Source organism: Saccharothrix luteola, from assembly GCF_020859565.1.
GTDB lineage: Bacteria > Actinomycetota > Actinomycetes > Mycobacteriales > Pseudonocardiaceae > Actinosynnema > Actinosynnema luteola.
On the sequence record NZ_JAJHUO010000006.1, the window covers coordinates 33958 to 57056 of the forward strand.

22 protein-coding genes are annotated in these 23099 nt (G+C 71.5%); 10 read left to right on the forward strand and 12 right to left on the reverse strand.

All coding sequences use genetic code 11. From position 1 onward, the window contains the following. The first annotated feature begins 80 nt into the window (after positions 1-80). On the forward strand, positions 81-1574 hold the full coding sequence (locus tag LNK82_RS09590) for a PucR family transcriptional regulator (protein WP_230566575.1): 1494 nt from the start codon (positions 81-83) through the stop codon (positions 1572-1574). On the opposite strand, the gene LNK82_RS09595 is transcribed toward LNK82_RS09590, so the two are convergent. Next, the gene (locus LNK82_RS09595; RefSeq protein ID WP_230566576.1) at positions 1564-2244 is read right to left on the reverse strand and encodes a TetR/AcrR family transcriptional regulator; all 681 of its coding nucleotides are present in this window, start codon (positions 2242-2244) and stop codon (positions 1564-1566) included. The two genes, LNK82_RS09590 and LNK82_RS09595, sit on opposite strands and share 11 nt — an antisense overlap. Before the next feature lie 49 nt (positions 2245-2293). On the opposite strand from LNK82_RS09595, the gene LNK82_RS09600 reads away from it, so the two are divergent. The 4 genes from LNK82_RS09600 to LNK82_RS09615 all read left to right on the forward strand — a co-directional run bounded on the left by LNK82_RS09600 (position 2294) and on the right by LNK82_RS09615 (position 5901). Next, entirely contained in the window at positions 2294-2674 is a 381-nt protein-coding gene (locus LNK82_RS09600) for a hypothetical protein (RefSeq protein WP_230566577.1), read from the forward strand. 122 nt (positions 2675-2796) lie between these two features. Further along, positions 2797-4284 (forward strand): DUF7782 domain-containing protein, encoded by a 1488-nt coding sequence (locus LNK82_RS09605; RefSeq protein WP_230566578.1) that lies wholly within the window; start codon positions 2797-2799, stop codon positions 4282-4284. Beyond that, positions 4281-4706, forward strand: a complete 426-nt coding sequence (dtd, locus tag LNK82_RS09610) for a D-aminoacyl-tRNA deacylase (protein WP_230566579.1) — start codon at positions 4281-4283, stop codon at positions 4704-4706. The genes LNK82_RS09605 and dtd overlap by 4 nt, the downstream gene beginning before the upstream one ends. A 202-nt stretch (positions 4707-4908) precedes the next feature. Continuing rightward, a complete protein-coding gene (locus tag LNK82_RS09615; RefSeq protein WP_230566580.1) occupies positions 4909-5901 on the forward strand; it encodes a sigma-70 family RNA polymerase sigma factor in 993 nt (330 codons plus the stop codon). Positions 5902-6085: 184 nt separating this feature from the next. On the opposite strand, the gene LNK82_RS09620 is transcribed toward LNK82_RS09615, so the two are convergent. After that, the gene (locus tag LNK82_RS09620) at positions 6086-7006 is read right to left on the reverse strand and encodes a phosphotransferase family protein (protein ID WP_230566581.1); all 921 of its coding nucleotides are present in this window, start codon (positions 7004-7006) and stop codon (positions 6086-6088) included. A gap of 102 nt (positions 7007-7108) precedes the next feature. On the opposite strand from LNK82_RS09620, the gene LNK82_RS09625 reads away from it, so the two are divergent. Beyond that, the gene (locus LNK82_RS09625) at positions 7109-8767 is read left to right on the forward strand and encodes a fumarate hydratase (RefSeq protein WP_230566871.1); all 1659 of its coding nucleotides are present in this window, start codon (positions 7109-7111) and stop codon (positions 8765-8767) included. Between the two features lie 5 nt (positions 8768-8772). Here the strand turns inward: LNK82_RS09625 and LNK82_RS09630 are convergent, their stop codons facing one another. Both LNK82_RS09630 and LNK82_RS09635 read right to left on the reverse strand, forming a co-directional pair. Further along, entirely contained in the window at positions 8773-8961 is a 189-nt protein-coding gene (locus tag LNK82_RS09630) for a DUF397 domain-containing protein (protein WP_230566582.1), read from the reverse strand. After that, a complete protein-coding gene (locus LNK82_RS09635) occupies positions 8958-9806 on the reverse strand; it encodes a helix-turn-helix domain-containing protein (RefSeq protein ID WP_230566583.1) in 849 nt (282 codons plus the stop codon). The genes LNK82_RS09630 and LNK82_RS09635 overlap by 4 nt, the downstream gene beginning before the upstream one ends. Positions 9807-9933: 127 nt before the next feature. Between LNK82_RS09635 and LNK82_RS09640 the strand changes: the two genes are divergently transcribed. Further along, positions 9934-10167, forward strand: coding sequence for a hypothetical protein (locus LNK82_RS09640; protein ID WP_230566584.1), 234 nt, complete (start codon positions 9934-9936; stop codon positions 10165-10167). A gap of 4 nt (positions 10168-10171) precedes the next feature. Here the strand turns inward: LNK82_RS09640 and LNK82_RS09645 are convergent, their stop codons facing one another. From LNK82_RS09645 to LNK82_RS09670, 6 genes are all read right to left on the reverse strand, one after another. Then, a complete protein-coding gene (locus LNK82_RS09645; protein ID WP_230566585.1) occupies positions 10172-11521 on the reverse strand; it encodes a jacalin-like lectin in 1350 nt (449 codons plus the stop codon). Between the two features lie 96 nt (positions 11522-11617). Next, positions 11618-12136 carry a RodZ family helix-turn-helix domain-containing protein gene (locus LNK82_RS09650; protein WP_230566586.1) on the reverse strand — a complete coding sequence of 173 codons (519 nt, stop codon included), beginning with the start codon at positions 12134-12136 and terminating at the stop codon, positions 11618-11620. 88 nt (positions 12137-12224) lie between these two features. Then, complete coding sequence (locus LNK82_RS09655) at positions 12225-12704, reverse strand: hypothetical protein (protein ID WP_230566587.1); 480 nt, start codon at positions 12702-12704, stop codon at positions 12225-12227. A gap of 215 nt (positions 12705-12919) precedes the next feature. Then, positions 12920-14041 carry a hypothetical protein gene (locus LNK82_RS09660; protein ID WP_230566588.1) on the reverse strand — a complete coding sequence of 374 codons (1122 nt, stop codon included), beginning with the start codon at positions 14039-14041 and terminating at the stop codon, positions 12920-12922. Between the two features lie 14 nt (positions 14042-14055). Beyond that, positions 14056-15312, reverse strand: coding sequence for a glucarate dehydratase family protein (locus LNK82_RS09665; protein WP_230566589.1), 1257 nt, complete (start codon positions 15310-15312; stop codon positions 14056-14058). Further along, complete coding sequence (locus tag LNK82_RS09670) at positions 15309-16211, reverse strand: 5-dehydro-4-deoxyglucarate dehydratase (RefSeq protein ID WP_230566590.1); 903 nt, start codon at positions 16209-16211, stop codon at positions 15309-15311. The genes LNK82_RS09665 and LNK82_RS09670 overlap by 4 nt, the downstream gene beginning before the upstream one ends. A 727-nt stretch (positions 16212-16938) precedes the next feature. On the opposite strand from LNK82_RS09670, the gene LNK82_RS09675 reads away from it, so the two are divergent. The 3 genes from LNK82_RS09675 to LNK82_RS09685 are packed head-to-tail and all read left to right on the forward strand — an operon-like array spanning position 16939 to position 20059. Continuing rightward, entirely contained in the window at positions 16939-17721 is a 783-nt protein-coding gene (locus tag LNK82_RS09675; protein ID WP_073895339.1) for an IclR family transcriptional regulator, read from the forward strand. 29 nt (positions 17722-17750) lie between these two features. Further along, complete coding sequence (locus LNK82_RS09680; protein WP_308257187.1) at positions 17751-18572, forward strand: NAD-dependent epimerase/dehydratase family protein; 822 nt, start codon at positions 17751-17753, stop codon at positions 18570-18572. Next, complete coding sequence (locus LNK82_RS09685) at positions 18569-20059, forward strand: aldehyde dehydrogenase (NADP(+)) (RefSeq protein WP_230566591.1); 1491 nt, start codon at positions 18569-18571, stop codon at positions 20057-20059. Before LNK82_RS09680 ends, LNK82_RS09685 begins: the two co-directional genes overlap by 4 nt. A gap of 420 nt (positions 20060-20479) precedes the next feature. Here the strand turns inward: LNK82_RS09685 and LNK82_RS09690 are convergent, their stop codons facing one another. Together LNK82_RS09690 and LNK82_RS09695 are read right to left on the reverse strand one after the other, a co-directional pair. Next, positions 20480-21541 carry an acyl-CoA dehydrogenase family protein gene (locus LNK82_RS09690; protein WP_230566592.1) on the reverse strand — a complete coding sequence of 354 codons (1062 nt, stop codon included), beginning with the start codon at positions 21539-21541 and terminating at the stop codon, positions 20480-20482. A gap of 13 nt (positions 21542-21554) precedes the next feature. After that, positions 21555-23093, reverse strand: coding sequence for an aldehyde dehydrogenase family protein (locus LNK82_RS09695; RefSeq protein WP_230566593.1), 1539 nt, complete (start codon positions 23091-23093; stop codon positions 21555-21557). Positions 23094-23099: the final 6 nt, after the last annotated feature.

The window sequence follows — 23099 nt, forward strand, 5'->3', positions numbered from 1 at the left end:
CCGCCGCTCCGCAGACGGCGGCGATGTCGCCTGGAAATCGATCGGCCGCGCGGGCGTGCCGGTGACCTTAGGATCCCGTTGTGGTCGCCCTTGATCGCCTGGTGGACGTGCTCGGGAGCCTCGGCACGCACCTGAGCTGCGCGCCGCGCGGGCGGGACGTGGAGTTGCGCGGGGTGGCGTTGCACGACCCGGCGGAGCACACCGCGGCGGCGGCGGACGACGTGCTGCTCGGGCTGGGCGTGCCCTCCCCCGCCGCGGCGGCGCGGTTGGTCGGCGGCACGTCGGCGGCGGCGGTCGTGCTGCACGGTTCGCCGCCGTTGGACGAACGGGTGCTGGCCGCCGCGAAGCGGTCCGGCGCGGCGGTGCTGCTGGTGGACCCGTCGGTGCCGTGGGGGCAGTTGGCGAACGTCGCGCAGACCCTCGTGCTCGGCGGACAGGGGTCCGGCGACCTGTTCGCGGTGGCGGACGTGATCGCGGCGGTGGTCGGCGGGCCCGTGACGATCGAGGACCAGCAGTCCCGGGTGCTGGCGTACTCGTACCGGCAGCAGGGCGTCGACCCGGTGCGGGTGCAGACGATCCTGGGCAGGCGGGTGCCGGAGGAGGCCTGGCAGGCCCTGGACGCGTACGGCGTGTTCACCCACCTGGCCCGGTCCGACGAGCCGCTGTTCGTGCCGAAGCTGACCGACCAGCTCGGCGGGCGGCTGGTGGTGGCGGTGCGGGCCGGGCGCGAGCTGCTCGGTTCGGTGTGGGTCGAGGTGGACGACCCGGTGGACGCGGTGCGGGCGGCGGCGCTGGTGGACGGTGCGCGGACGGCGGCGTTGCACCTGCTGCGGGCGCGGGCGTCGGCGGACCTGGAGCGCCAGGCCGAGGCGGACCTGGTGATCGAGGCGCTGGACTCGGGGTCGCCCGCGAACCTGGCCCGGCTGGGGTTGCCGTCGACCGACCTGCGGGTGATCGCCGTGCAGGCGCACGCCGGTGAGGGCGAGCACGGGGCGGCGCTGCTGGCGTTCTCCCGGGCGACGGCGGGTTTCGGCTGGTCTCGGCCCGGCCGGTCGGCGTTGTTCGGCAACGTGCTCTACACCGTGCTGCCGTGCGGGGACGATCCGGCGGTGGCGGTGGACTGGGTGCGCGCGCTGGGGCGTGAGCTGCCCGCGGAGGCCGTCGTGCTGGCCGGCGTGGGCGGCAGGGCGGACGCCGGGTCGCTGCCCGCGTCCCGCGGCGAGGCCGACGAGTGCCTGGCCCTGGCCGAGGACGAGCCCGTGGTCTACGACCAGGCGTGGGCGCGCGTGTTGTTGCGGCGGTTGGCGGCGGTGGCGGAGGCCGGGCGGTTGCCGTCACGCGGGCCGGTGGCGGACCTCGTGCGGCACGACGCCGAGCACGGCACGCAGTACGCGCTGACGTTGCGGGCGTGGTTGGCGGCCCAGGGCGACTCCCGGGAAGCCGCACGGGTGCTGTCGGTGCACCCGAACACGCTGCGCTACCGGATGCAGCGGATGGCGGCGGTGACGTCGCTGCCGTTGGACGACCCCGAGCAGCGGCTGGCCATGGCCATCGCGCTGGCGATCACGCCCTGAGCCCGCCGAGCAGCATGTCCAGGCCGAACTCGAACCGCTCGGCGGCGGTCTCGGCGGTGAACAGGTGCCCGGTGGCCAGCATGTTGGCGAACGCGTCCGGCGGCAGGGAGTTGAGGTACTCCCCCATCTGCCGACCGCGGGCCGCGATCTCGGTCTGGTCGACCGCGCGCCAGGTGCTGCCCTCGTACGCGAAGGCCTTCGTGTAGAGCGCGAGCGCGTCGGCGGCGTACGCGGCGCGGGTGAGCGACAGGCCGCCCGCGCGCAGGAGGCTGAGCAGCGCTTCGGCGTGGCGCAGGGCGTTCGGGCCGACCGGGATCATCACCTGCCACGCGACCTTGGCGATGCCCGGGTGGGCCAGCATGGCGTCGACCTGGTCGCGCAGCAGGTCCCTGATCTGGTCCTGCCACCGGTGCGGGTCGGGCGCGGGTAGCGGCACCTCTTCCAGGACCTGGTCCAGCATCAGCTCGAGCAGCTCGTCCTTGGTCGCGACGTGGGCGTAGAGCGACGCCGGTCCCGTGCCGAGGGCTTGCGCGACCCGCCGCATGCTCACGGCGTCGAGACCTTCCCGGAGCAGCACGTCCAGCCCGGTGCGGACGATCAGCTCCTGGGACAGGCGGGGCTTGGCGACCGGCTTGACGGGCGGCGTGCGCCAGGGCGGGTCCTGCGTCATGCGAACACCGTACTTGACACGAACACCGTTCGTCCGGAACATCGTTCGCATGACGAACACCGTTCGATTCGCGCCGATGATCGAGCTGACCGCGGCCGTCGCCGCGCCGCCGGACGTCGTGCTGGCCAGGGTGGAGGCGGCGATCCGTGACGCGGGTGGCGGCCGGGTCGAGGTGGACCGCGAGCGGCGGACGGTCGCGGTGCAGGGTGGCTGGTGGTACCGCGGCGAGTACCAGGTGGACGCGACCGCCGACGGCGCGCGGCTGACCCACCGCGTCCGCAACGTCGCCCGGCGGGGCCGGTGGGCCGTGCCGCTGGCCAACCGCCTGTTCGTCGGCTACCGCGCGCAGACCGAGCGCAACTTCACCGCGTTCGTCGCGAACCTGAACGGTGAATTCGGGGGTCCTGAGCGTTCGACACGCGGGCGCTGAACGTAGGACACGCGCGTGAGTCCTACGTTCGGATCGCGAGTGTCCTACGTTCGGAACGGGTGAGTTGAACGTTCGGGTGGGCTGGTCAGGCGGCCGACGGTGGGGCGCGAGACCATGACCGCGTGCTCCCCGATCTTTCTGCCGACCTGACCACAAGGCTGCGCGAGGCGTTCCGAGCCGCCGACTACGACGCGGACGGGGTGGTCGACGTGCTCGGGCCCCAGGCCCACGCCGCGCTCGGCCGCGGCGAACCGGAGGCCGCCCGGCGCGCCACCCGGGACGCGGGCGCCCTCGGCACCCTGGTCCGCCTGTTCCTGCTCGGCGACACCGAGTCCGAGGCCGCCGTGCGGGCCGCGCTCCCCGACGTCGACCTGGACACCGCCGTCAAGGCCGAGGTGCTGCGCGGTGACGGCGACGGGCTGCGGGCCGGGCTGGACATCCGCCCTTATGGCGACGACGAGGGCTCCTGGTGGGTCATCGCCGACCAGGACGCCGACCAGCGCGGCGGGCCCGTCCCGGCCGACCACGTGCTCGGCGTCGGCCACGCGTCCATCAGCCTCGCCCGCGCCACGTCACGCCGCCAGGTCGACACCCTGCTCGACCTGGGCACCGGCTGCGGCGTCCAGGCCCTGCACGCGAGCAGGCACGCGCGCAGGATCACCGCCACGGACCTGTCGGAGCGCGCGCTCGCCCTGGCCGCGGGCACGTTCCGGCTCAACGAGGTCGACGTCGAACTCCGCCAGGGCGAGTGGTTCGGCCCCCTGCGCGGCCGGCGGTTCGACCAGGTCGTCTGCAACCCGCCGTTCGTCGTGGGCCCGCCCCGGGTCGACTACACCTACCGCGACTCCGGCCTCGCCGGCGACGACGCCAGCGCCCTGGTCGTGCGCCAGATGCCGTCGTTCCTCAACGAGGGCGGCGTGGGTCAGCTCCTGGCCTCCTGGCTGCACCGCAAGGGCGAGGACTGGGCCGACCGCGTCTCCACGTGGCTGCCGCGCGGCGGCGTGGACGCCTGGTTCGTGCAGCGCGACGTCGCCGACCCCGCCCTCTACGTCGGCACTTGGCTGCGTGACGCGGGCGTCGACCCGCGCAGCGCCGAAGGCCGCGCCAAGGCCTCCGCCTGGCTGGACTGGTTCGCCGAGAACGACGTCGAGGGCATCGGGTTCGGCTTCGTCACCCTCCGCCGCACGGACACCGAGCACGCCGAGGTCGTGTGCGAAGACCTCCGCCACGCCTTCGACGACCCGCTGGGCCCGGAGTCGGCCGCCTGGCTGGACCGGGTCGCCTGGCTGCGCGCCACCGACAACGCTCAGCTCCTGACCACCCGGTTCACCGTGCCCGAGACCGTCCTGCTGGAGGAGGTCTCCTCCCCCACCGACGAGGGCTGGGAGCCGGTCGTGCGCCGCCTGCACCGCGTGGACGGGCCCGGCTGGCAGCACGAGCTGGACGAGACCGCGGCGAAGCTGCTCGCGGGCTTCCGGGGCGCGCTGCCGCTGGAGGACCTCGTCACCCTGCTGGCCTACGCGCACGACCTGGACGCCGACGCGCTCGCCGAGTCCGCCCTCCCGATCGTCCGCGACCTCGTCCGGCACGGCATGGTGGTGCCCGCGTGAGAGCGGTTGTGGCACGCGTCACAGAGGCGTCGGTCACCGTGGAGGAGGAGGTCGTGGGCGCGATCGACGAACCGGGCCTGTTGGTGCTGCTGGGCGTCCACGTGGACGACGACGCCGATAAGGCGCACGTGATGGCCCGAAAGCTCTACGAGTTGCGCGTCCTGAGGGACGAGGAGTCGTGCGCCACGACCGGTGCGCCCCTGCTCGTGGTGAGCCAGTTCACACTTTACGGAGAGACGCGGAAGGGGCGGCGGCCGTCGTGGACCGCCGCCGCACGGCCCGCGCACGCCGAGCCGTTGGTCGCGGAGGTGGTCTCGGAACTGCGCCGGAAGGGCGCCCGAGTACAAACGGGACGGTTCGGCGCGATGATGTCGGTGCGGAGTGTGAACGACGGTCCGTTCACCGTGTTGGTGGAACTCTAGATCCTTCTCAGCCAATCCTCAGGATTCGCTGCGCAACCGCTGTGACGGCAGTGACGTCTTGTGGTCGTGGGAAGCGGGAACCATTTCGCCCCGGTTCGCGTTTCCACCAGTGTCAGACACCGAAAGGTGTGCCGCGCAGCGCAGCGCGGAGTGTGCGACACGACCGCACTGCCAGCCCGCGACACAAGGGGGAGGGAGCTCCATGACCGTCCCGAAGCTCCTCGACCGTCAGGTCGGGAACGAGACGACCACCACGAGCGCCGAGTTGGACCTCGACGCCCAGGGACCCGCCGCAGACCTGGTTCGGGTGTACCTGAACGGGATCGGCAAGACAGCGCTGCTGACCGCGGCGGACGAAGTGGAGCTCGCCAAGCGGATCGAGGCGGGCGTCTTCGCGCAGCACAAGCTGGAGACGCACCCGGAGCTGCCGGACGACCGCCAGCGCGAACTGCGCGCTTTGATCCGCGATGGTCACGTGGCAAAGAACCACCTTCTCGAAGCGAATCTCCGGTTGGTCGTTTCCCTTGCGAAGCGATACACCGGTCGCGGAATGCCGCTGCTCGATCTGATCCAGGAAGGGAACCTGGGCCTGATCCGCGCGGTGGAGAAGTTCGACTACACCAAGGGCTTCAAGTTCTCGACCTACGCGACCTGGTGGATCCGCCAGGCGATCACGCGGGGAATGGCGGACCAGGGTCGCACGATCCGGCTGCCCGTCCACCTCGTGGAGCAGGTCAACAAGCTCGCCCGGATCAAGCGCGACCTGCACCAGCAGCTGGGCCGTGAGGCGACCAACGAGGAGCTGGCCAAGGAGTCGGGCCTGACGCCGGAGAAGGTGGTGGACCTGCTCGACCACGCCCGCGACCCGGTCAGCCTGGACATGCCGGTCGGCACCGAGGAGGACGCCCCGCTGGGCGACTTCATCGAGGACTCCGACGCCACGGACGCGGAGAGCGCGGTCATCTCCGGCCTGCTGCAGGACGACCTGCGCCGGGTGCTGGCCACGTTGGACCCGCGCGAGCAGGCGGTCATCCGGCTGCGGTACGGCCTGGAGGACGGCCAGCCGCGCACGCTGGACCAGATCGGCAAGCAGTTCGGCCTGTCGCGGGAGCGGGTGCGGCAGATCGAGCGCGAGGTCATGTCGAAGCTGCGGCAGGGCGAGCGGGCCGCCAAGCTGCGGGCGTACGCGAGCTGAGCTGACGCGATACAGCGACGATTCAGGGGTCGGTCACCGCTGCGCGGGATTGACTTGTGACGCCAGTCACGGCACGGTCGTGCGTTACACGAGCCAAGCGACACCTCCGCCCCATTGCGCGGAGGTGCTCGCACGCTGAGGAAGGTCGGGGCGGTCGGGGGCCGGCCCGGCCTTCCGCATTTCTCTACAGTTCCAGGTACTCCGCGAGCTTCTCGCGGAAGAACCGCACGTGCGCCTCGCGTTCCTCGCCGGCATAGCCGCGCGGCACGCCCTCCACGATCATCACCAGGCACAGGTACGCGCGGTAGAGCGCGATCCGGGTCTCCTCGGCCGCGGTGAACCCCTCGATCCCGTAACCGGCCTTGTAGTCGTCGTCCAGGTCGGTGAACAACGCCACCGTCGCGATCTCCGCCAACGGGTCGCCGAACATCGCCCGTTCCGGGTCGATGATCCCCTCGACGTGGCCGTCGGCGAGGAAGACGTTCGCCTCCCAGAGGTCGAAGTGCACCAGCACCGGCTCGGTGACCTCGTCCAACAGGTGCCCGCGGGCCGCGACGGCCGGTCGCACGTCGGGCAGCTCCACGCCGAACCGGTCCGCGTCGGCCAGCACCGCGTCCACCATCCCCGTGAACGCCTCGCGCCACGTCGCCGCGTTCGGCCCCTGCACGTAGCCGAACACGTCACCCCGGATGGTGTGCAGCTCGCGGACGATCGTGCCCAGCTCACGGCGCAGCGCACCGTGCTCGGCATCGGTCAGCCGGGGACGCGCGGCCGACCACGGTTCGCCCCGCAGCGCCGTCATCAGCAAGAAGTCGTCTTCGTGGAGCAGCACCTCCGGCACGGGCAGGCCGTGCGCCGCCATCAGCTCGAACGCCAACGCCTCCGTGCGCATCAGGTCCCGCTCGTAAGTGAGCAGCGGCACGCCCGGCGGCGGCGCGACCTTCAGCACGGTCTCGCGACCGTCGGCGGCGGTGAGCCGGTACGCGGTGTTGAACATGCCGTCGGTCAGCTCGACGTGCGCGGCGAGCGGAACGCCCAGGGCACGGCGGACCAACGCGTCGAGGGCGGCGGCGGAGAGCCGGCGCTTGGTGAGGCTGTCGACCACGACGCGAATCACACCACGTCGTGCGGACTCGGCGGCGCGATCGGTATAAGTTCGGCGGAACCCGAAGCGCGCAAGGGAGCCCGCGACGTGACCTCGTCGAACCTGTTGGGACCGACGTTCCAGTACACCGACGTCCTGCCTCTGGCCAAGGACAACCACACCGACTACCGGCTCGTGACGCCGGACGGCGTGTCGGTCGTCGAAGCCGCCGGCCGCACGTTCCTCCAGGTCGAGCCCTCGGCGTTGACGCTGCTGGCCAAGGAGGCGATCCGGGACATCCAGCACCTGCTGCGCCCCTCGCACCTGGCCCAGCTGCGCGCGATCGTGGACGACCCCGAGGCCAGCGGCAACGACCGGTTCGTCGCGATGGACCTGCTGCGCAACGCGTGCATCTCCGCAGGCGGCGTGCTGCCCATGTGCCAGGACACCGGCACGGCGATCGTGATGGGCAAGCGCACCGAGTCCGTGCTCACCGGCGGCACCGACGAGGAGGCCCTGTCGCGCGGCATCTTCGAGGCCTACCAGGAGCTGAACCTCCGGTACTCGCAGATGGCGCCGGTCACCTTCTGGGACGAGAAGAACACCGGCACCAACCTGCCCGCGCAGATCGACCTGTTCACCGCGCCGGGCGTGGAGCCGAAGTACGAGTTCCTGTTCATGGCCAAGGGCGGCGGTTCGGCCAACAAGACGTTCCTGTACCAGGAGACGAAGGCGCTGCTGAACCCGTCGCGGCTGGCCAAGTTCCTGGACGAGAAGCTGCGCTCGCTCGGCACGGCCGCGTGCCCGCCGTACCACCTCGCCGTGGTCGTCGGCGGTCTGTCGGCCGAGCAGAACCTGAAGGTCGCCAAGCTCGCGTCCGCCCGCTACCTCGACGGCTTGCCCACCGAGGGTTCCGCCGCGGGGCACGCGTTCCGGGACGTCGACCTGGAGCAGCAGGTGCTGGAGCTGACCCGGAACTTCGGCATCGGCGCCCAGTTCGGCGGCAAGTACTTCTGCCACGACGTGCGCGTGATCCGGCTGCCCCGGCACGGCGCGTCCTGCCCGGTCGGCATCGCGGTGTCGTGCTCGGCGGACCGGCAGGCCAAGGCGAAGATCACCCCCGAGGGCATCTTCCTGGAGCAGCTCGAACGCGACCCGGCGCACTTCCTGCCGGACGTGACCGGTGAGAACCTGTCCGACGAGGTCGTGAACATCGACCTGACCCGGCCCATGGCCGAGATCCGCGCAACGCTGTCGGCGTTGCCGGTGAAGACGCGGGTGTCGCTGACCGGCCCGTTGGTGGTGGCGCGGGACATCGCGCACGCCAAGATCAAGGAGCGGCTGGACGCGGGCGAGCCGATGCCGCAGTACCTGAAGGACCACCCGGTGTACTACGCCGGACCGGCCAAGACGCCCGAGGGTTACGCCTCCGGGTCGTTCGGGCCGACGACGGCCGGTCGGATGGACTCCTACGTCGAGCAGTTCCAGGCCGCCGGCGGGTCCCTGGTGATGCTGGCCAAGGGCAACCGGTCGCGTCAGGTCACGGACGCCTGCCGGACGCACGGCGGGTTCTACCTGGGCTCGATCGGCGGACCGGCGGCGCGGCTGGCCCAGGACTGCATCCGCAAGGTCGACGTGCTGGAGTACGCCGAGCTGGGCATGGAAGCGGTCTGGAAGATCGAGGTGGAGGACTTCCCGGCGTTCGTCGTGGTGGACGACAAGGGCAACGACTTCTTCGCCGAGACCTCCGCCCCGACCCTCCAGATCTCGTTCCGGAAGTAGCCGCTCTACAGGTCGAAGACGCCGAGCTTGGCGCCGCGCGTGAAGAAGTCCCACTCGCTGTGGGTGAAGCGCTGTGGGACTTCTTCAGGCCGGTTGCTGTTGCGGACGAGCACCTCGTCGGCCGTGCGCATGACCTCGACGCAGTTCGAGCCGCCGCCGCTGAACTTCGTCCACTCGCCGGGCTTCAGGGTCATGTGGTCTCCTCCGTGATCCGGGTCAGGAGTTCGCGGCTTTCCTCCACCCCCAACGCCTTCGCACGCGTGTGGTCGAACCAGCGGCTCGTCTTCTCCACGTGGTTGGCCCCGTCCTCGAAGTGGTCTCCGAACGGGGTGTCGACGCTGACCAGCGATGGCAGCTTCTCGGGCAGCCGGAACAAGGTCAGCGTAGTACCGGACAACGCGTGGGCCCCGGCCCCTTGCGGCATCACCTGCACCACGACGTTCTCCAGCTCGGTCAGGGCGAGCACGTGCTTGAGCTGGTCGCGCATGACCTCGGGGCCGCCGACGTTGGCCCGGAACGCCGGCTCCGCGATCACCGCCCACAACCGCAGCGGCGGTTCGCGGTCGGTCAGCAGCGCCCGTCGTTCCAGGCGCAGCTGGAGGTTCTTCTCCAGGGCCTCGCCGCCGAGGCCGACGCCGGTCATCAGGGTGCGGGCGTACTCCTCGGTCTGGAGCACGGCCGGGAGCAGCTCGAACGACGAGTAGAGGGCCTCGGTGGCGATGGCCTCGACGTCGAGGATGCGGCGCAGCCAGGGCTGGATCGTGCCGCCGATCTTGCTCTTCGGCCGGCGGCGGTGCGCCTCGGAGTTGAGCGCGAGCAGGTCCTCGCGGGTCGCCTCGTCGGCCCCGTAGAGGTCCAGCAGCTTCTCCAGCTCGGCCTGCTTGACGCCGCTGATCGCGTTCTCGATGTTGCTGATCTTGGTCATCGTGCAGTGCAGGACCTCGCCCACCTTCTCCCGGGGCACGCCCGCCTCTTCGCGCATGCGGCGCAGCGTGGTGCCGATCTGGATGCGGGCGGCGCTGCGGTGTGGGCTGGTCATCGCTCTCCTCGATCTCACCCGATCGGGACTTGTGCACATCCTGTACGTACGAGATAGTCGTCCCGAATTCAGAGAGTATACAGCCACATGCGGGGAGTGAGTGCGAATGGGGTCGCGTTTCCACCAGGTGAGCTTGATCGAGACGTCCGGGACCGGGGTGTACTTCCGGACGGTCGCGCGGGAGCTCGTGGACGAGGAGGAGGACCTGCACGCGTGGATGACCCGGGTGCTGCTGGCGCACCGGTGCGACCTGGGGCTCTACGTCGGGGAGACGGGCACGATCGCGGCGGACGAGGACCAGGTCGACGCGGACCTGTGGCTGGCGTGGGACGGGGTGGCGTCCTTCGCGACCGCGGAGTGAGGGTTCAGCGGGTGTAGATCACGCCGAGCCGGTCGACCTCGGCGCCGGCCCGGCCCGTGAAGCCGGCGATGTGCCGGCCCGCGGGCGCGGTGAAGGTGACCTGGTCGGCGGTGGGCGTGCCGGCGGCGACGGTTCGACCGAGGGTGGTGGTGATGCGGACGGAGAAGATCCGGGTGCGGCCGTCGCGTTGGCCTCGGGTGAGCGTGGCTGCCGTCAGGCGCTCACCGGGCTGGAGGGTGAGCGTGGTCGGGGTGCCGCCGGTGCCGCCGTGTGCGAGCGCGGTGCCGTCCGCGAGCGTGATCCCGACGCGGTCGAGGCGGGCGCCGCCGCTCAGGGTCACGTCGCGCACCGTCGCGCCGGGGTGGATGGCGTCGACGTCGGTGAACGGTGTGCCGTGCGGGCCGCCGAACTCCTCGCTCAGGCGCAGGTGGTCGGCGAGCCGCCAGGAGAAGCCGACGGCGTGCGGGTAGTGGTCGGACAGCGGTTCGCCGTCCGGGTCGAGGAAGGAGGTGTGGTCGTTGCGGTAGGAGGCGGCGGTGAGGTCGACGTGGGCGTTGTCGCGGTAGAAGACCTTGTCGACGACCTCGCACGTGTCGGTGACGTTCGCCGGGTCGCACACCAGCGCGGGTGCGCCGAGGGCGGGTTCGACGCCTCCCCGGACGCGCTCCACCCAGGCGTCGGTGAGGCCGTTGGCGCGGACCAGGTCGCGGATGTTGTCGCCGGTGCGGGTGTAGCGGGTGTTGGTGTCGCCCATGATGATCACCGCGTTGCCGGCGGAGTTCCGGGTGACGTACTGCGACAGCTGGGTGATGTTCGCGCGGCGGGCGGCCAGATCGGCGTCCGTGCTGCCGGCGTTGGCGTGGACGTTGTAGAGGTCGACGTGGACGCCTTCGGCCAGGCGAAGTCGGGCGTAGGTGAAGCCCTTGGGCGTGAGGCAGTCCGTGCCGTTGCACTGGTTCCACTTCACCCGCGTGAAGTCGCTGTACGGGTAGGCCGAGAGGGTGTTCAGGCCGTCGCCGAACGGCACTCCCCCGCTGGTCGGCGTGCGGTGCGGGTGGTTGTCGGCGGCGTACAGGGCGGCGTGGTAGTTGAAGTCCTCTTGGACGTTGACCACCGAGTAGTCGCGGATGCGTGCGCCGATGAGCGGCGTGTTCTCCGCGGGGTTCGACCCGGAGAGCGGTTCGGGGAGCCCGGCGACGTTGTACGTCAGCACGGAGAACTGCCCGTTGGTGTCGGCGGACGCGACGGTGTCGGCGGACGCGGGAGTGGCGGTCAGCGCGGTGGTGGCGGTCAGCGCGGTGGTGGCGGTCGCCGCGAGCACGACGGCGAGCACCAGGCCGAGAGGTCGTCTCACGTCATCGGAGTCTGGCGGTTCCCGCTGCCCCACCGGAAGCCGTGACGCGAAAGTTCCTCAGGTATTCACCCGGACGGCCCGCTGCCCGCCCACCGCTCAGGCCCGGTCCTGGCGGGCCTCCAGGACGAGGCGGCGCGAGCCGAGGGGCGCGTCGAGGGTGACGTTCAGCGGCACGTCGCGCAGTTCCTGCGTGCACTGGACGCCCGTGGGCGGCGGGTAGTAGGTCGTGACGAGGGTGATCGACACCTGGTCGCCGGACTGGGCGGTCACCTCGGCGCTCGCCCTCCGGCAGCCGCCCGCGATGCCGACCACCTGGATCGTGCGGCCGTCCGCCGAGGTCCACGCCTGTCGTTTGTAGTGGTCGGGCAGCGTGCCGCCGTCGACCTGGGCGGCCGACACCTCGGTCGACCCGCCGGCCAGCGGCGCGGCGCTGGTCTGCGGCGGCGGTGCGGTCGGTTGGGCGTCACCGAGGGATGACAACGTTGTCGGGGCAGCCGACGAACCTGTCGTGGTGACTGCGGTGGACGACTCGCCGGGCGGGGCGCTGTCGGTGGTGGTGCTGCACCCCGCGAGCGCGAGCAGGGCGAAGGCGACGGCGACCTTGACGTTCCTCATAGCTGGAGGACGGTACTCGGGGTCGTGAGGTTGCAGGGTGGGCGATGCCCGGCCGACCGGGGGCAGGCCGACCGGGCACCGGAGGGGATTACTTCTGGTCCTGTCGGGTGCTCAGGACGACCGTGCGGTCACCGAGCGGCGCGTCGAGCTTCGCGGTCAGCGGCGGGTAGCGGATGTCCATCGTGCAGACCGGCTGGTCCAGCGGCGTGGTCTCGACCAGCACCACCTTCACCACCTGGGCGTTCTGCTCGGCGATCTCGACGCTCGCCTTGCCGCAGCCGGCTTCCTGGGCGATGACGCCGAGCACGCTGCCGTCACCCTCGGTCCACGTGGTGGTGGGGTTGCCCTCGGGGACGGCCGCCGCGTCGATCCGGTTCTCGGGCACTTCCTTGCCGCCCGGCGGCACGGGGCTCTCGAACTCCGGCTCCTCGACGCCGGTCGAGGTCGGTTCGGCCGAGGTGGTCAACGTCGGTCCGCTGTTGCCCGGACCGACGGGCGTGGACGTTGCGCAGGCGGCGAGCACGACCAGCAGCACACCCGCGCCGATAGCGGTTCCAAGGCTTCTCATATCCCCAGGACGGACCGACCACCCCTCCCGGTTGCCCACCCTTCTTCACAGTTACCCAATCCAGTGAACCCGCGCGTGTCGAACGTTCGGGTCCCGCGTGTCGAACGTTCAGGACCCCTGAATTCAACGCTCAGCGCACGTGGTGAGCGACGTGAATGTTGCACTCGGGGTACCTGAACGTTCGACACGCGGGCGCTGAAGGTTCGACACGCGGGTTAGCGGAGGGCTTGGTTCAGGCCCTTGATGGCGTGGCGGAGGGCGGCCAGGCGGGGTTCGGAGGCCAGGCCCGCGTGGTACAGGTGGAACTCCTGGACGCCGGCCTCCGCGTAGGCCAGCCACTCCTTCAGCAGCTCGTCGCCGTCCACCGGCTTCGGCGGCAGGGCCAGCACGTACGCGGCAGTGCGCACGTCGGCTTCCGCGCGCAAGGCGCGGATCGCGGGCAGCGACGCGTCCACGCCCGGCCAGCAGGTCACCGTCAGCACGTCGACGTCGGCGTCGACTCCCCCGGCCACCGTGGCGAACGGCCCGGTGCCCCACGGGTCGGCCGTCGCGTGCGCGGCGATGCGCGTGCCCGGCGACGTCGACCTGATCAACCCCACGAGCTCGCGCCGCAGCGAACGGGACAGCCCCGTGCGCACCTCGCGGACCGAGGCAGCACGGTCGCCGAGAGCCTCCTCCACGCTGCTGACAGCGTTGTCGACCCCCGCGCGAACCAGCGCGCGCAACCCGTCGGGGTCGTCATAACGCCCCACGCAAGCCCCGCAGAAGCACAACGACAGCAGCTTCTGCTGCACGGCCGACCAGTCCGCGCCGTCGGTCTTCTCGTGGTGCCCGCCGTGGAAGAACCCCAGCGGCCCGCACGCCTCCAGCACGATCCCGTCCGGCCGCCCGAGCGAGAGCACCTCGGACACCAAGGTCCGGGCGTACTCGACCACTTCGTCGTTCGACGGGCACAGCGCGTACGGGTACAGGTCACCGAAAGCGTTACGCACCGCCACGTCCGGATGAGCGTCGCCCAGCCGACTGCTGTGCGTCAGCACGGTCCACGCGTACACCGGCAACCCGGCCGCCCGCAGAGCCTCGGCCGCCGAGCCGTAGGAGTCGTCGCCCTCCATCCAGGACGGCGAAGCCGGCACCAACCGCTTGCCCCGCCACGCCTCCTCCCTCACCGGCAGGTAGAACGCCGCGTGCCGCGCGTCCACCATCCGGTGCGACGGGTGCAACGGCGTCGCGGCCCGCACCGTGTGGTAGGACGCGGCGAGGGCCACCGCGTCCACACCCAACGACGCGACCCGTTCGACAGCGGACGGGTCGCCTACGACATCCCAGGGGTACACGTGCGCAACGGTGGTCACCACCGGGGGCGCTTCCTCTCGTAGGACGGATCGTGCTTCTGCATGTAACCGGTGTCGTCGCGCTGCACGAGGCCGCACGTCCGGTAGTTCTCCGCCAGCCGCGCCAACGCGTCGCGGTCCAGCTCGACGCCCAGCCCGGGCGTGGTCGGCACCGGGATGGCGCCGTCCACGAACGTGAACGGCGTGGTGATCACGTCGTCCGCGACGTTCCACGGGTAGTGCGTGTCGCACGCGTAGTTCAGGTTCGGCGTGGACGCGGCGAGGTGCGTCATCGCGGCCAGGCTGATGCCCAGGTGCGAGTTGGAGTGCATGGACAGGCCGATGCCGAACGTCCGGCAGATCCCGGCCAGCTCCTTCGACCGCGACAGGCCGCCCCAGTAGTGGTGGTCGGACAGGATGACCTGCACCGCGTCCACCTCCACCGATCGGGCGATGTGCTCGAACGCGATCACGCACATGTTCGTCGCCAACGGCATCGGCGCGCGTGCCGCGACCTCCGCCATCCCGTCGATCTCCGGCGCGGGGTCCTCCAGGTACTCGACCACGCCGTCGAGCTCCTCGGCGACCTTCAACGACGTCTCCGGCGTCCACGCCGCGTTGGGGTCCAGCCGCAGCGGGTGGTCGGGGAACGCCTCGCGCAGCGCGTGGATCGCCTCGATCTCCTGGTCGGGCGGGTACACGCCGCCCTTGAGCTTGATCGAGCCGAACCCGTGCCGCTCGATGAGCAGCCGGGCCTGCGCCACGATGCCCGCCGGGTCGAGCGCCTCGCCGAACTCGTCCGGCTCCGCGCCGGGGTGACCGGCCCACTTGTAGAACAGGTACGCGCTGTACGGCACGGCGTCCCGCACGGCGCCGCCGAGCAGGTCGCTCACCGGGCGGCCGAGGGCCTTGCCCCGGATGTCCCAGCACGCCACCTCGAACGGCGAGAACACCCGGTCCACAGTGGACTCGACGGTCAGCGGCCCGGTCAGGCCGTGCCGGTCGGACCCCGCCTCGCCGCCGAGCGCCGTCGCGATCCGGGTGTGCATCTCGTTCAGCGCGTGCACGTCCAGGCCGATCAAACCCGGCGCGGCCGCACGCATCCGGGTGAGGTGGCCGATGTCGCCGTAGCTCTCGCCGAGCCCGGAGATCCCCTCGTCGGTGTGCACCTCCACGATGGTGCGCAGCGCCCACGGCTCGTGCACGCCGACCGAGTTCAGCAGCGGCGGGTCGCGGAAGGCGACGGGGGTGATGGTGATGTCGGTGATCTTCATGCGGACAGGCTCCGACCGGCCGCGACGACCTTCTCCAGCTCCGCCACGTGCTCGGGCGTCGGGTCGAGCAGCGGCGCGCGGACGCCGCCGACGTCGAGCCCGGTGGCCCGCACGGCCGCCTTAACCAGTGACACCGCGTAGCCGGGCACCTTGTCCCGCAACTCGACCAGTGGCTTGTAGAACTCCACCAGGTACCGGTTGACCAACGCGTCGTCACCGTCGCGCACGGCGTGGTAGAAGCCGAGCGAGATCTCCGGCGCGAAGCAGAACACCGCTGACGAGTACAGGTCCACGCCGATCCCCCGGTACGCGGGCACCGTCAGCTCCGCGGTCGGGAGGCCGTTGAAGAACTGGAACGGCTTGTCGACCGCCGAGCGCACCGCGAGCACGATGCGGTGCAGCAGGTCGATGTCGCCGAGCCCGTCCTTGAACCCGACCACGGTCGGCAGCGACGCGACCTCCACCGCCGTCTCCGGCGTGAAGATCGCGTTGTTGCGCTGGTAGACGATCAGCGCCAGCCCCGACGCGCCCGCCACCTCCGTCACGTACCTGACCAGCCCCTTCGGCGGGTTGGTCACCAGGTACGGCGGCAGCAGCAGCAAACCGTCCGCACCAACTCGTTCGGCGGCCCGCGCGATCCGCTTGGCCGTCGGCAGCGGGCCGCCGACACCCGCGAACACCGGCACCCGCCCGGCGGTCGCCTCGACCGCGACCGCCACCGCCCGCTCGACCTCCGACGGCTCCAACGCGTGGAACTCGCCCGTGCCGCACGCGATGAACACGCCGCCCGCGCCCGCCGCCACCCCTCGTTCGACGTGCTCGGCCAGCACGTCCTCCGCGAGCGCGCCGTCCGCGTCGAACGGCGTCACCGGGAAGAACAGCACCCCATCCAGTTGCATACCCAGACCTTCATCCCTTGATCGCTCCCGTGGTGATCCCACGCAGGAAGGACTTGTGCGTTTCCTCGCGCGGCAGCGCGCAGGCGGCGAGCGCGCTGACGGCGAAGTGGAGCAGCAGGGGCACCATCGGCGCTGATGAGCGAGTCCCCGCCGACGTGACAATGGTTCGGGTGTGGTTCCGTGGGGCGACCCCGATGGCGGGATCGCCCCACGGGGTGGGCCGCGACGGCACCGCCGCCACTGGCCGTCGCCCCCACGTCCAAGGCGGTGTCGACCGGTGTCACCGGGACACCCTGAGCGAATGGACGGCCCGAGTCCAGGACTTGCGCAACCCGGGCCGTTCGCGGGAATTCACCGGTTCGGCGGAGGCCGTCGTCCCGGTGGGGTCTGCCTCGACGCGGAGCCGCGCGCCGGGAGACTGGGTGCGGACCTCGGGCGAGCTCGGCGCGCGGCGCGTTCGGGCCGAGGGCGGCGCTTGGCGGCGCGCCGCTCCGTCGGACGGCCGGTAGCCGCAGGTCGGGTGCGTGATCGGACCCGCAACGGTCACTACAGCGACGGCCGTGGCGCACCGGCGGGAGAGTGTCATGGACGGCGACTCCTGTTCACGGCCGTACCGTTCATATATATGAATCGGGGTCGTACTTGTGAACGTGTTGGGCGGACTGTAAGAATCGGCGCAGCGACGTGTCAAGAGCGTGTTGCCGGAACGTTTCCCGTGGAGGACTTGGTGACTGGACCCGCGTCACCCGCTCGGCCGAACGCGGTCAAGTCGGCCGATCGGACTGTGGAACTGCTCGAAGTGCTGTCGGCGTCGGACCGCCCGCTGACCCTGACCGAACTGCACCGCGAGCTGAGCTACCCGAAGTCGAGCCTCTACATGCTGTTGCAGACGCTCGTCGCCAGGGGGTGGGTGGAGCTCGACCCCACCCGCGGCACGTACGGCATCGGCGTGCGCGCCCTGCTCGTCGGCACGTCGTACCTCGACCACGACCCGGTGGTGCAGGTCGCCATCCGCGTCATGGAGCAGGTGCGCCGGGAGATCAACGAGACGGTCCACCTGGCCCGACTCGACGGTGCCGACGTGGTCTACCTCGCCAGCCGCGAGTCCGAGCACCACCTGCGCGTGGTGTCCCGCGTCGGACGGCGGCTGCCCGCGCACTCCACGTCGCTGGGCAAGGCTCTCCTCGCCGCCCGCACGCCCGCCGAGGTCGACGCGATCCTGCCCGCGCGGCTGACGCCGTTGACGCCGAACACGATCATCGAACGGCCGGCGCTGCACGCCCAGCTCGCGGGGTTCCGCGCGGTCGGGTACGCGCACGAGCGCGAGGAGAACACGCCCGGCCTCGGCTGCTTCGCCGTCGCCCTGCCCTACCGCAACCCGGTGCTCGACGCGATGAGCTGCTCGGTGCCGCTGGGCAGGCTCGACCCGGACCACGAGCGCCAGGTCGTCGAAGCGCTGCTGCACGCGGCCCGCACCATCACCGAACTGCTGCGCCAGTTCGGCCGCTGATTCCTGTTCCGATTCCGAAAGGGCTCGACGTGACCGAGCGAATCCTCATCACCGGCGCCGCCGGCATAGTCGGCACGCTCATGCGCACCCGACTGGCCGCGCCGGACCGGACCTTGCGCCTGCTCGACATCGCGCCGCTGCCGGCCGCCGCCGACGGTGAACGGGTCGAGCTGGTCACGGCGTCGGTGACCGACCAGGCCGCGATGGAGGAGGCGTCCGCGGGCGTCGACGCGGTGATCCACCTCGGTGGGCACAGCCTGGAGCGGCCGTGGGCGGAGATCCTGGACGTCAACATCAACGGCACGCACGTGGTGCTGGAGGCGGCGCGGCGGGCCGGGGTGTCCCGGGTGGTGCTGGCCAGCTCCAACCACGCGGTCGGGTACTACGAGCGCGCGTCGGGTGAGGCGGGCGACTACCTGTTCCCGCAGCCGGACACGTACTACGGCGTGAGCAAGGTGGCGTTGGAGGCGTTGGGCAGCCTGTACGCGTCGCGGTACGGGATGGACGTGATCGCGGTCCGGATCGGGTCGTGCTTCGAGAAGCCGCGTGACGCTCGGATGTTGTCGACGTGGTTGTCGCCGGACGACGGCGCGCGGCTGTTCGAGGCGTGCCTGTCGGCGCCGTCGCCCGGGTTCCGGGTGGTGTGGGGCGTATCGGACAACGCGCGGCGGTGGTTCTCGCTGAGCGAGGCGGAGGCGTTGGGGTACAAGTCCGCCGACGACTCCGAGGTGTTCGCGGAGGAGGTCCTGGCGGCGGGCTCGCCGGATCCCGATTCGCCGGCCATGACGTACTTGGGCGGCGTGTGGTGCACGCCCGAGTTCGACACCGCGGTGAAGGAGGCGGGCCGATGAGCGTGCAGGGTTACAACCCGCGGACCGGTGAGCCGGTGGGCGAGGCGGTGCCGGAGACGTCGGACCGCGAGGTGGACGCGCTGGCCCGGGCGGGTGCGGCGGCGTTCCCGGCTTGGTCGTCGTTGCCGGCGGTGGAGCGGGCTTCGGTGCTCGACGCCGTGGCCGATGCGCTGGACGCTTCGGCTGACGCGCTGGTGGAGCTCGCGGACGCGGAGACGGCGCTGGGCGTGCCGCGGTTGACGGGGGAGTTGAAGCGGACGACGAACCAGCTGCGGCTGTTCGGCGAGGTGCTGCGCGAGGGCAGCTACGTCGAGGCGACGCTGGATTCGGCGGACCCGGGCATCATCCCGCCGCGGCCCGTGCTGCGGCGCATGCTCCGTCCACTGGGGACGGTGGGCGTGTTCGCGGCGTCGAACTTCCCGTTCGCGTTCTCGGTGGCGGGCGGCGACACGGCGTCCGCGCTGGCCGCGGGCTGCCCGGTGATCGTGAAGGCGCACCCGTCGCACCCCGGCACGTCGCGGGAGACGGCGCGGATCGTGGCCTCCGTCGTGCCGGCCGGGGTTTTCGGGATCGTGCACGGCCAGCAGGCCGGCGTGGCGCTGGTCAAGCACCCCGCGATCAAGGCGGTCGGCTTCACCGGCTCCACCGCGGGCGGTCGCGCCCTGTACGACCTGGCCGGCGCGCGCCCCGACCCGATCCCGTTCTACGGCGAGCTGGGCAGCGTCAACCCGACCGTGGTCCTGCCCGACGCCGCCGCCGCGCGGCCCGAGGGCTTCGCGGCCGAGTTCGTCGGCTCCCTGACCATGGGCGTGGGCCAGTTCTGCACCAACCCGGGCCTGCTCTTCGCCCCGGCCTCCCTCGTCCCCGCCTTGGCGGACGCCGTCTCGGCCGCCGCGGGCGGGCCCATGCTGAACGAGCGGATGCGCGACTCGTACCGGTCCGGCACCGACGGCCTCGCCGCTTCCGGCCTGGTCGACCTGGTCGCCGAGGGCACCGCGCCCACGGAGGGCTGGAGCGTCGAACCGCGTCTCTTCCAGGTGCCGCTGGCGACGTTCGCGGACAACCTCGAGAAGCTGACCGAGGAGCACTTCGGCCCGGCGGCGGTCGTGGTGACCTACACCGATCCGGCCGAGCTGGAGCCGGTCCTCCCCCGGCTGGCGGGCACGCTCACCGGCACCGTGCACGCCGCCGAGTCCGAGCACGAGGACGCGGGGCGCGTCGCCGAGGCGCTGCGGCCGGTGGTGGGTCGGCTGATCTTCAACGCCTGGCCGACCGGCGTCGCCGTGGCCTGGGGCATGCACCACGGCGGGCCGTGGCCGGCCACCACCAACCCGCTCCACACGTCCGTCGGGGCCACCTCGATCAGACGCTGGGTGGCACCGGTGACCTACCAGTCCTGGCCGGACGCCCTGCTGCCCGCCGAGCTGCGTGAGGGCAACCCGTTGGGCATCCCCCGGCGGGTGGACGGGGTCCTCGGGGTCCACTGAGCCGGCTCGGGTCCGCTGCGTTCGGCCGCTTGGTCTGCCTGGTTCGCTCGGGCCGGGTCCACCTGGTTCTCGCGCCTGCGCCCGGTCCATCCGGTTCGCTCGCTGAGCGGTAGCGGTCCCTGGGGATGTTTCCCTGGGGACCGCGGCTTTGGTGCGGGCGGCGGGTTTGGCGGTGGGTTTGGCGGTGGCGGGTCGGGTCGGGTCGGGTCGCGAGGGGCGGAAGCGCGGGGGTTGGGGTGGATGGTCGGACGGGGGGTTGGTCGGGCCTCCTCTTCGTTTCAACCGACGTTTCAGGGGTTGGAAAACGGCGTTTTGTTTGATGGGATTTTTTGGATTCACCCGATCGTGGATCGGATGATCATGGCGGGCTTGGTCAGGATAAGGGTGATCCGGTAGGGCTGCCAGTTGGAAGTTCGCTGGTCAGACACCCAGTCGGGTGGCTTTGGGGTGAGCAGGCTCGGCGCGGGCGGTGAAGGTGGTGAGGTGATCGGCGGTTGGGGGTTGGGTGTTGAGGGACGTCGCCTCGCGGAAGCGGCGTTCGACTGCCGAACGGGTCGGTGGCGGGATGTCGGCGGAGGCCTTCAGGGCCTGGTCGGTGACGGTGGACAGGGCTTCGGCGGCGTGCACGGCCAGCTGGCACAGCTTGCGTCTCGCCCTGTCCGGCTCCCAGTCGACGGCGGCGAGCGCGTCGGCGTGCAGCACCCGCACGGCGTCCGCGCGCAGCCGCAGGCGGATCAGGTCGGAAGCGCCGATGTGCGACGCGACGGCGTCGATGGCTCCGCACATGACGCCCAACGCCACCGACGCGCCCAGCACGACGTACCAAGGCAGCACGTGGTGCACGACGGTGTCGAAGGATCGACCGTCCGGACCCAGTAGGCAGTCCGCGGGCACGTGGGCGGGATCCGCCCGGACAGTGGTGGTGGAAGTGCCCCTTAGCCCAATGCCGGGGAGGTTCGCCGGGACGAACAAGCCCGGGGCGTTCGCCGGAACGTGCCACAACGTGGTGGTGCCGTGGGCGGCGAGGGGCGTGCTCGACCAGACGTAGCTGTCGGCCTCCCCCGCCGCCACGACACCGCTCTTGCGATCACGCAGGTCCACCACGTCGCCACGACGCGAAGCCGTGCCCGACGGCAGCAGGAAGTGCGACCCCGGCGTGAAGACCGCCACCGTGCTCAGGTGCCCGCCGGCCGCGACCGCCGCCCGCGACGCCCGACCGCCCAGGCGATCCACCGCCGCCACCGCCGCGAAGTGCGAACGCAGCACCGCACCCGTGCTGCCGCACGCCGCCGCGACCCGCTCGACCACGTCCGACGCCTCGGCCAACCCACACCCGCGCCCACCGACCGCACGGGACATCGTCAGGCCGAGCAGCCCGCCCAACGCGGTGACCGACGCCCTGGGGAAGGCACCGTCGCGGTCGACGGACGAGGCGGCGGGCGCGACCACGTCGCGGACGATCCGGTCCAGGCCGACAGACATGCGAGCCTCCGACTCAGGTGGGCGGGTACAGGGAGTACGACGGGAAGTTGCCGTAGAGCCGTTCGCCGGGCGGGCCTTCGGTGACGGCGTGCACCAGCAACGAGCCGCCGACGAACGCGCCCCGCCACGACGCACCACGTCCGCCGAACACCTCGGCGCGGTCGCCGCGGGACCGCGCCTTGTTGTGGCCGAACTTGAACGCGTTCACCCCACCGGCCAGCCGACGGGCGACCGCCTCGTCGTCGCACGACAGCGACGCCACCAGCGCGCCGTTGCTCGCGTTCATCGCGGCCAGCAGCTCGGCTTCCGTGTCGACCAGCACGATCGTGTCCACCGGTCCGAACGGCTCGGCGTGGTGCAGCGGCGAGGACGGCGGCGGGGCCAGGATCGCGACCGGCGCGAAGTACGCCGACGTCTGCTGGTCGGGCAGGAACCGGCCGGCGTCCACCGAGCCCCGGTGCAGCGGCACGCCGCCCTTGGCGATCGCCTCGTCGACGACGTCGGCCAGTTCCTTGGCCTTGGCGTCGGTGATCAGCGGGCCGAAGTCGAGGTCCGGCAGGTCGTCGTCGGGTGACGCGACGGCCAGCGGGTGGCCGAAGGTGATCTCGCGGACCGCTTCCAGGTACACCGAGAGGAACGAGTCGAACAACGACCGCTGCACCACGTACCGGGGGTAGGCGGTGCAGCGCTGCTTGGCGTAGTCGAACGACTTGCGCAGCTGCGGGCGCAACGCCTCCCAGTCGCTGAACTCCCAGACGCCCCAGCAGTTCAGCCCTTCCTGTTCCAGGACGTGCCGCTGGGTGGCGTCGAGGCCGGTGACGATCTCGCCGCCGGCCCCGCGCCCGCCGACGAACGACAGGCAGCCGATGTCCGGCGAGCCGACCAGCGCCGGCGACAACTCGCGCCCGCCGCCGCTGACCAGGGTGAGCGGCAGGCCGTGCCGGACGGCGAGGGCGCACGCCAGGGTCAGGCAGCTGACGCCGCCGTCGGTGGGCACCTTGGCGATGACCGCGTTGCCCGCCAGCGCCTGCACGAGCATCGCGTGCATCAGCACGCTCATCGGGTAGTTCCAGCTGGCGATGTTGCTGACCGGGCCGTGCAGCGGCGTGCGGCCGTGGAGCATGGGGTCGATCTGCTCGACGTACCACTCGACGCCTTCGAGGCACCGGTCGACGTCGGCGGTCGCCAGCCGCCACGGCTTGCCGATCTCCCACACCAGCAGCAACGCGAGCAGGTCGCGGTGGGCGTGCAGGTCGGCCAGCGCCGCGAGCGTGCGGGCCTTGCGCTCCGTCAACGGCACGGCGGCCCACGCGCGGTGCTGCGCGCCGGTCGCCGCGACGGCGCGCGAAGCCTGGGCGGCGTCGAGGCGGGGTGGTCCGGCGATGGTGGAGCCGTCCACGGGCGACGTGGCCGGGCCGGGCGTGCCGATGCGCTGCCACGTGCCGTCGACGAGGTTGAGCAGCCGGTCGCGGTGGAACGCCTCGGGCGCGGCCTTGGCGCAGCGGTCGTACAGCTCGGGCCACGAGGTGCCCGGCTTGAGGATCGGGGACATGTCGGT

Coding starts and splice junctions, on each gene's coding strand:
- LNK82_RS09670 (WP_230566590.1), bottom strand. CDS start 16,211: ATGCAACTGGATGGGGTGCTGTTCTTCCCGGTGACGCCGTTCGACGCG.
- LNK82_RS09695 (WP_230566593.1), bottom strand. CDS start 23,093: ATGTCCCCGATCCTCAAGCCGGGCACCTCGTGGCCCGAGCTGTACGAC.
- LNK82_RS09690 (WP_230566592.1), bottom strand. CDS start 21,541: ATGTCTGTCGGCCTGGACCGGATCGTCCGCGACGTGGTCGCGCCCGCC.
- LNK82_RS09655 (WP_230566587.1), bottom strand. CDS start 12,704: ATGAGAAGCCTTGGAACCGCTATCGGCGCGGGTGTGCTGCTGGTCGTG.
- LNK82_RS09635 (WP_230566583.1), bottom strand. CDS start 9,806: ATGACCAGCCCACACCGCAGCGCCGCCCGCATCCAGATCGGCACCACG.
- LNK82_RS09600 (WP_230566577.1), top strand. CDS start 2,294: ATGACGAACACCGTTCGATTCGCGCCGATGATCGAGCTGACCGCGGCC.
- LNK82_RS09615 (WP_230566580.1), top strand. CDS start 4,909: ATGACCGTCCCGAAGCTCCTCGACCGTCAGGTCGGGAACGAGACGACC.
- LNK82_RS09685 (WP_230566591.1), top strand. CDS start 18,569: ATGAGCGTGCAGGGTTACAACCCGCGGACCGGTGAGCCGGTGGGCGAG.
- LNK82_RS09650 (WP_230566586.1), bottom strand. CDS start 12,136: ATGAGGAACGTCAAGGTCGCCGTCGCCTTCGCCCTGCTCGCGCTCGCG.
- LNK82_RS09595 (WP_230566576.1), bottom strand. CDS start 2,244: ATGACGCAGGACCCGCCCTGGCGCACGCCGCCCGTCAAGCCGGTCGCC.
- LNK82_RS09630 (WP_230566582.1), bottom strand. CDS start 8,961: ATGACCCTGAAGCCCGGCGAGTGGACGAAGTTCAGCGGCGGCGGCTCG.
- LNK82_RS09665 (WP_230566589.1), bottom strand. CDS start 15,312: ATGAAGATCACCGACATCACCATCACCCCCGTCGCCTTCCGCGACCCG.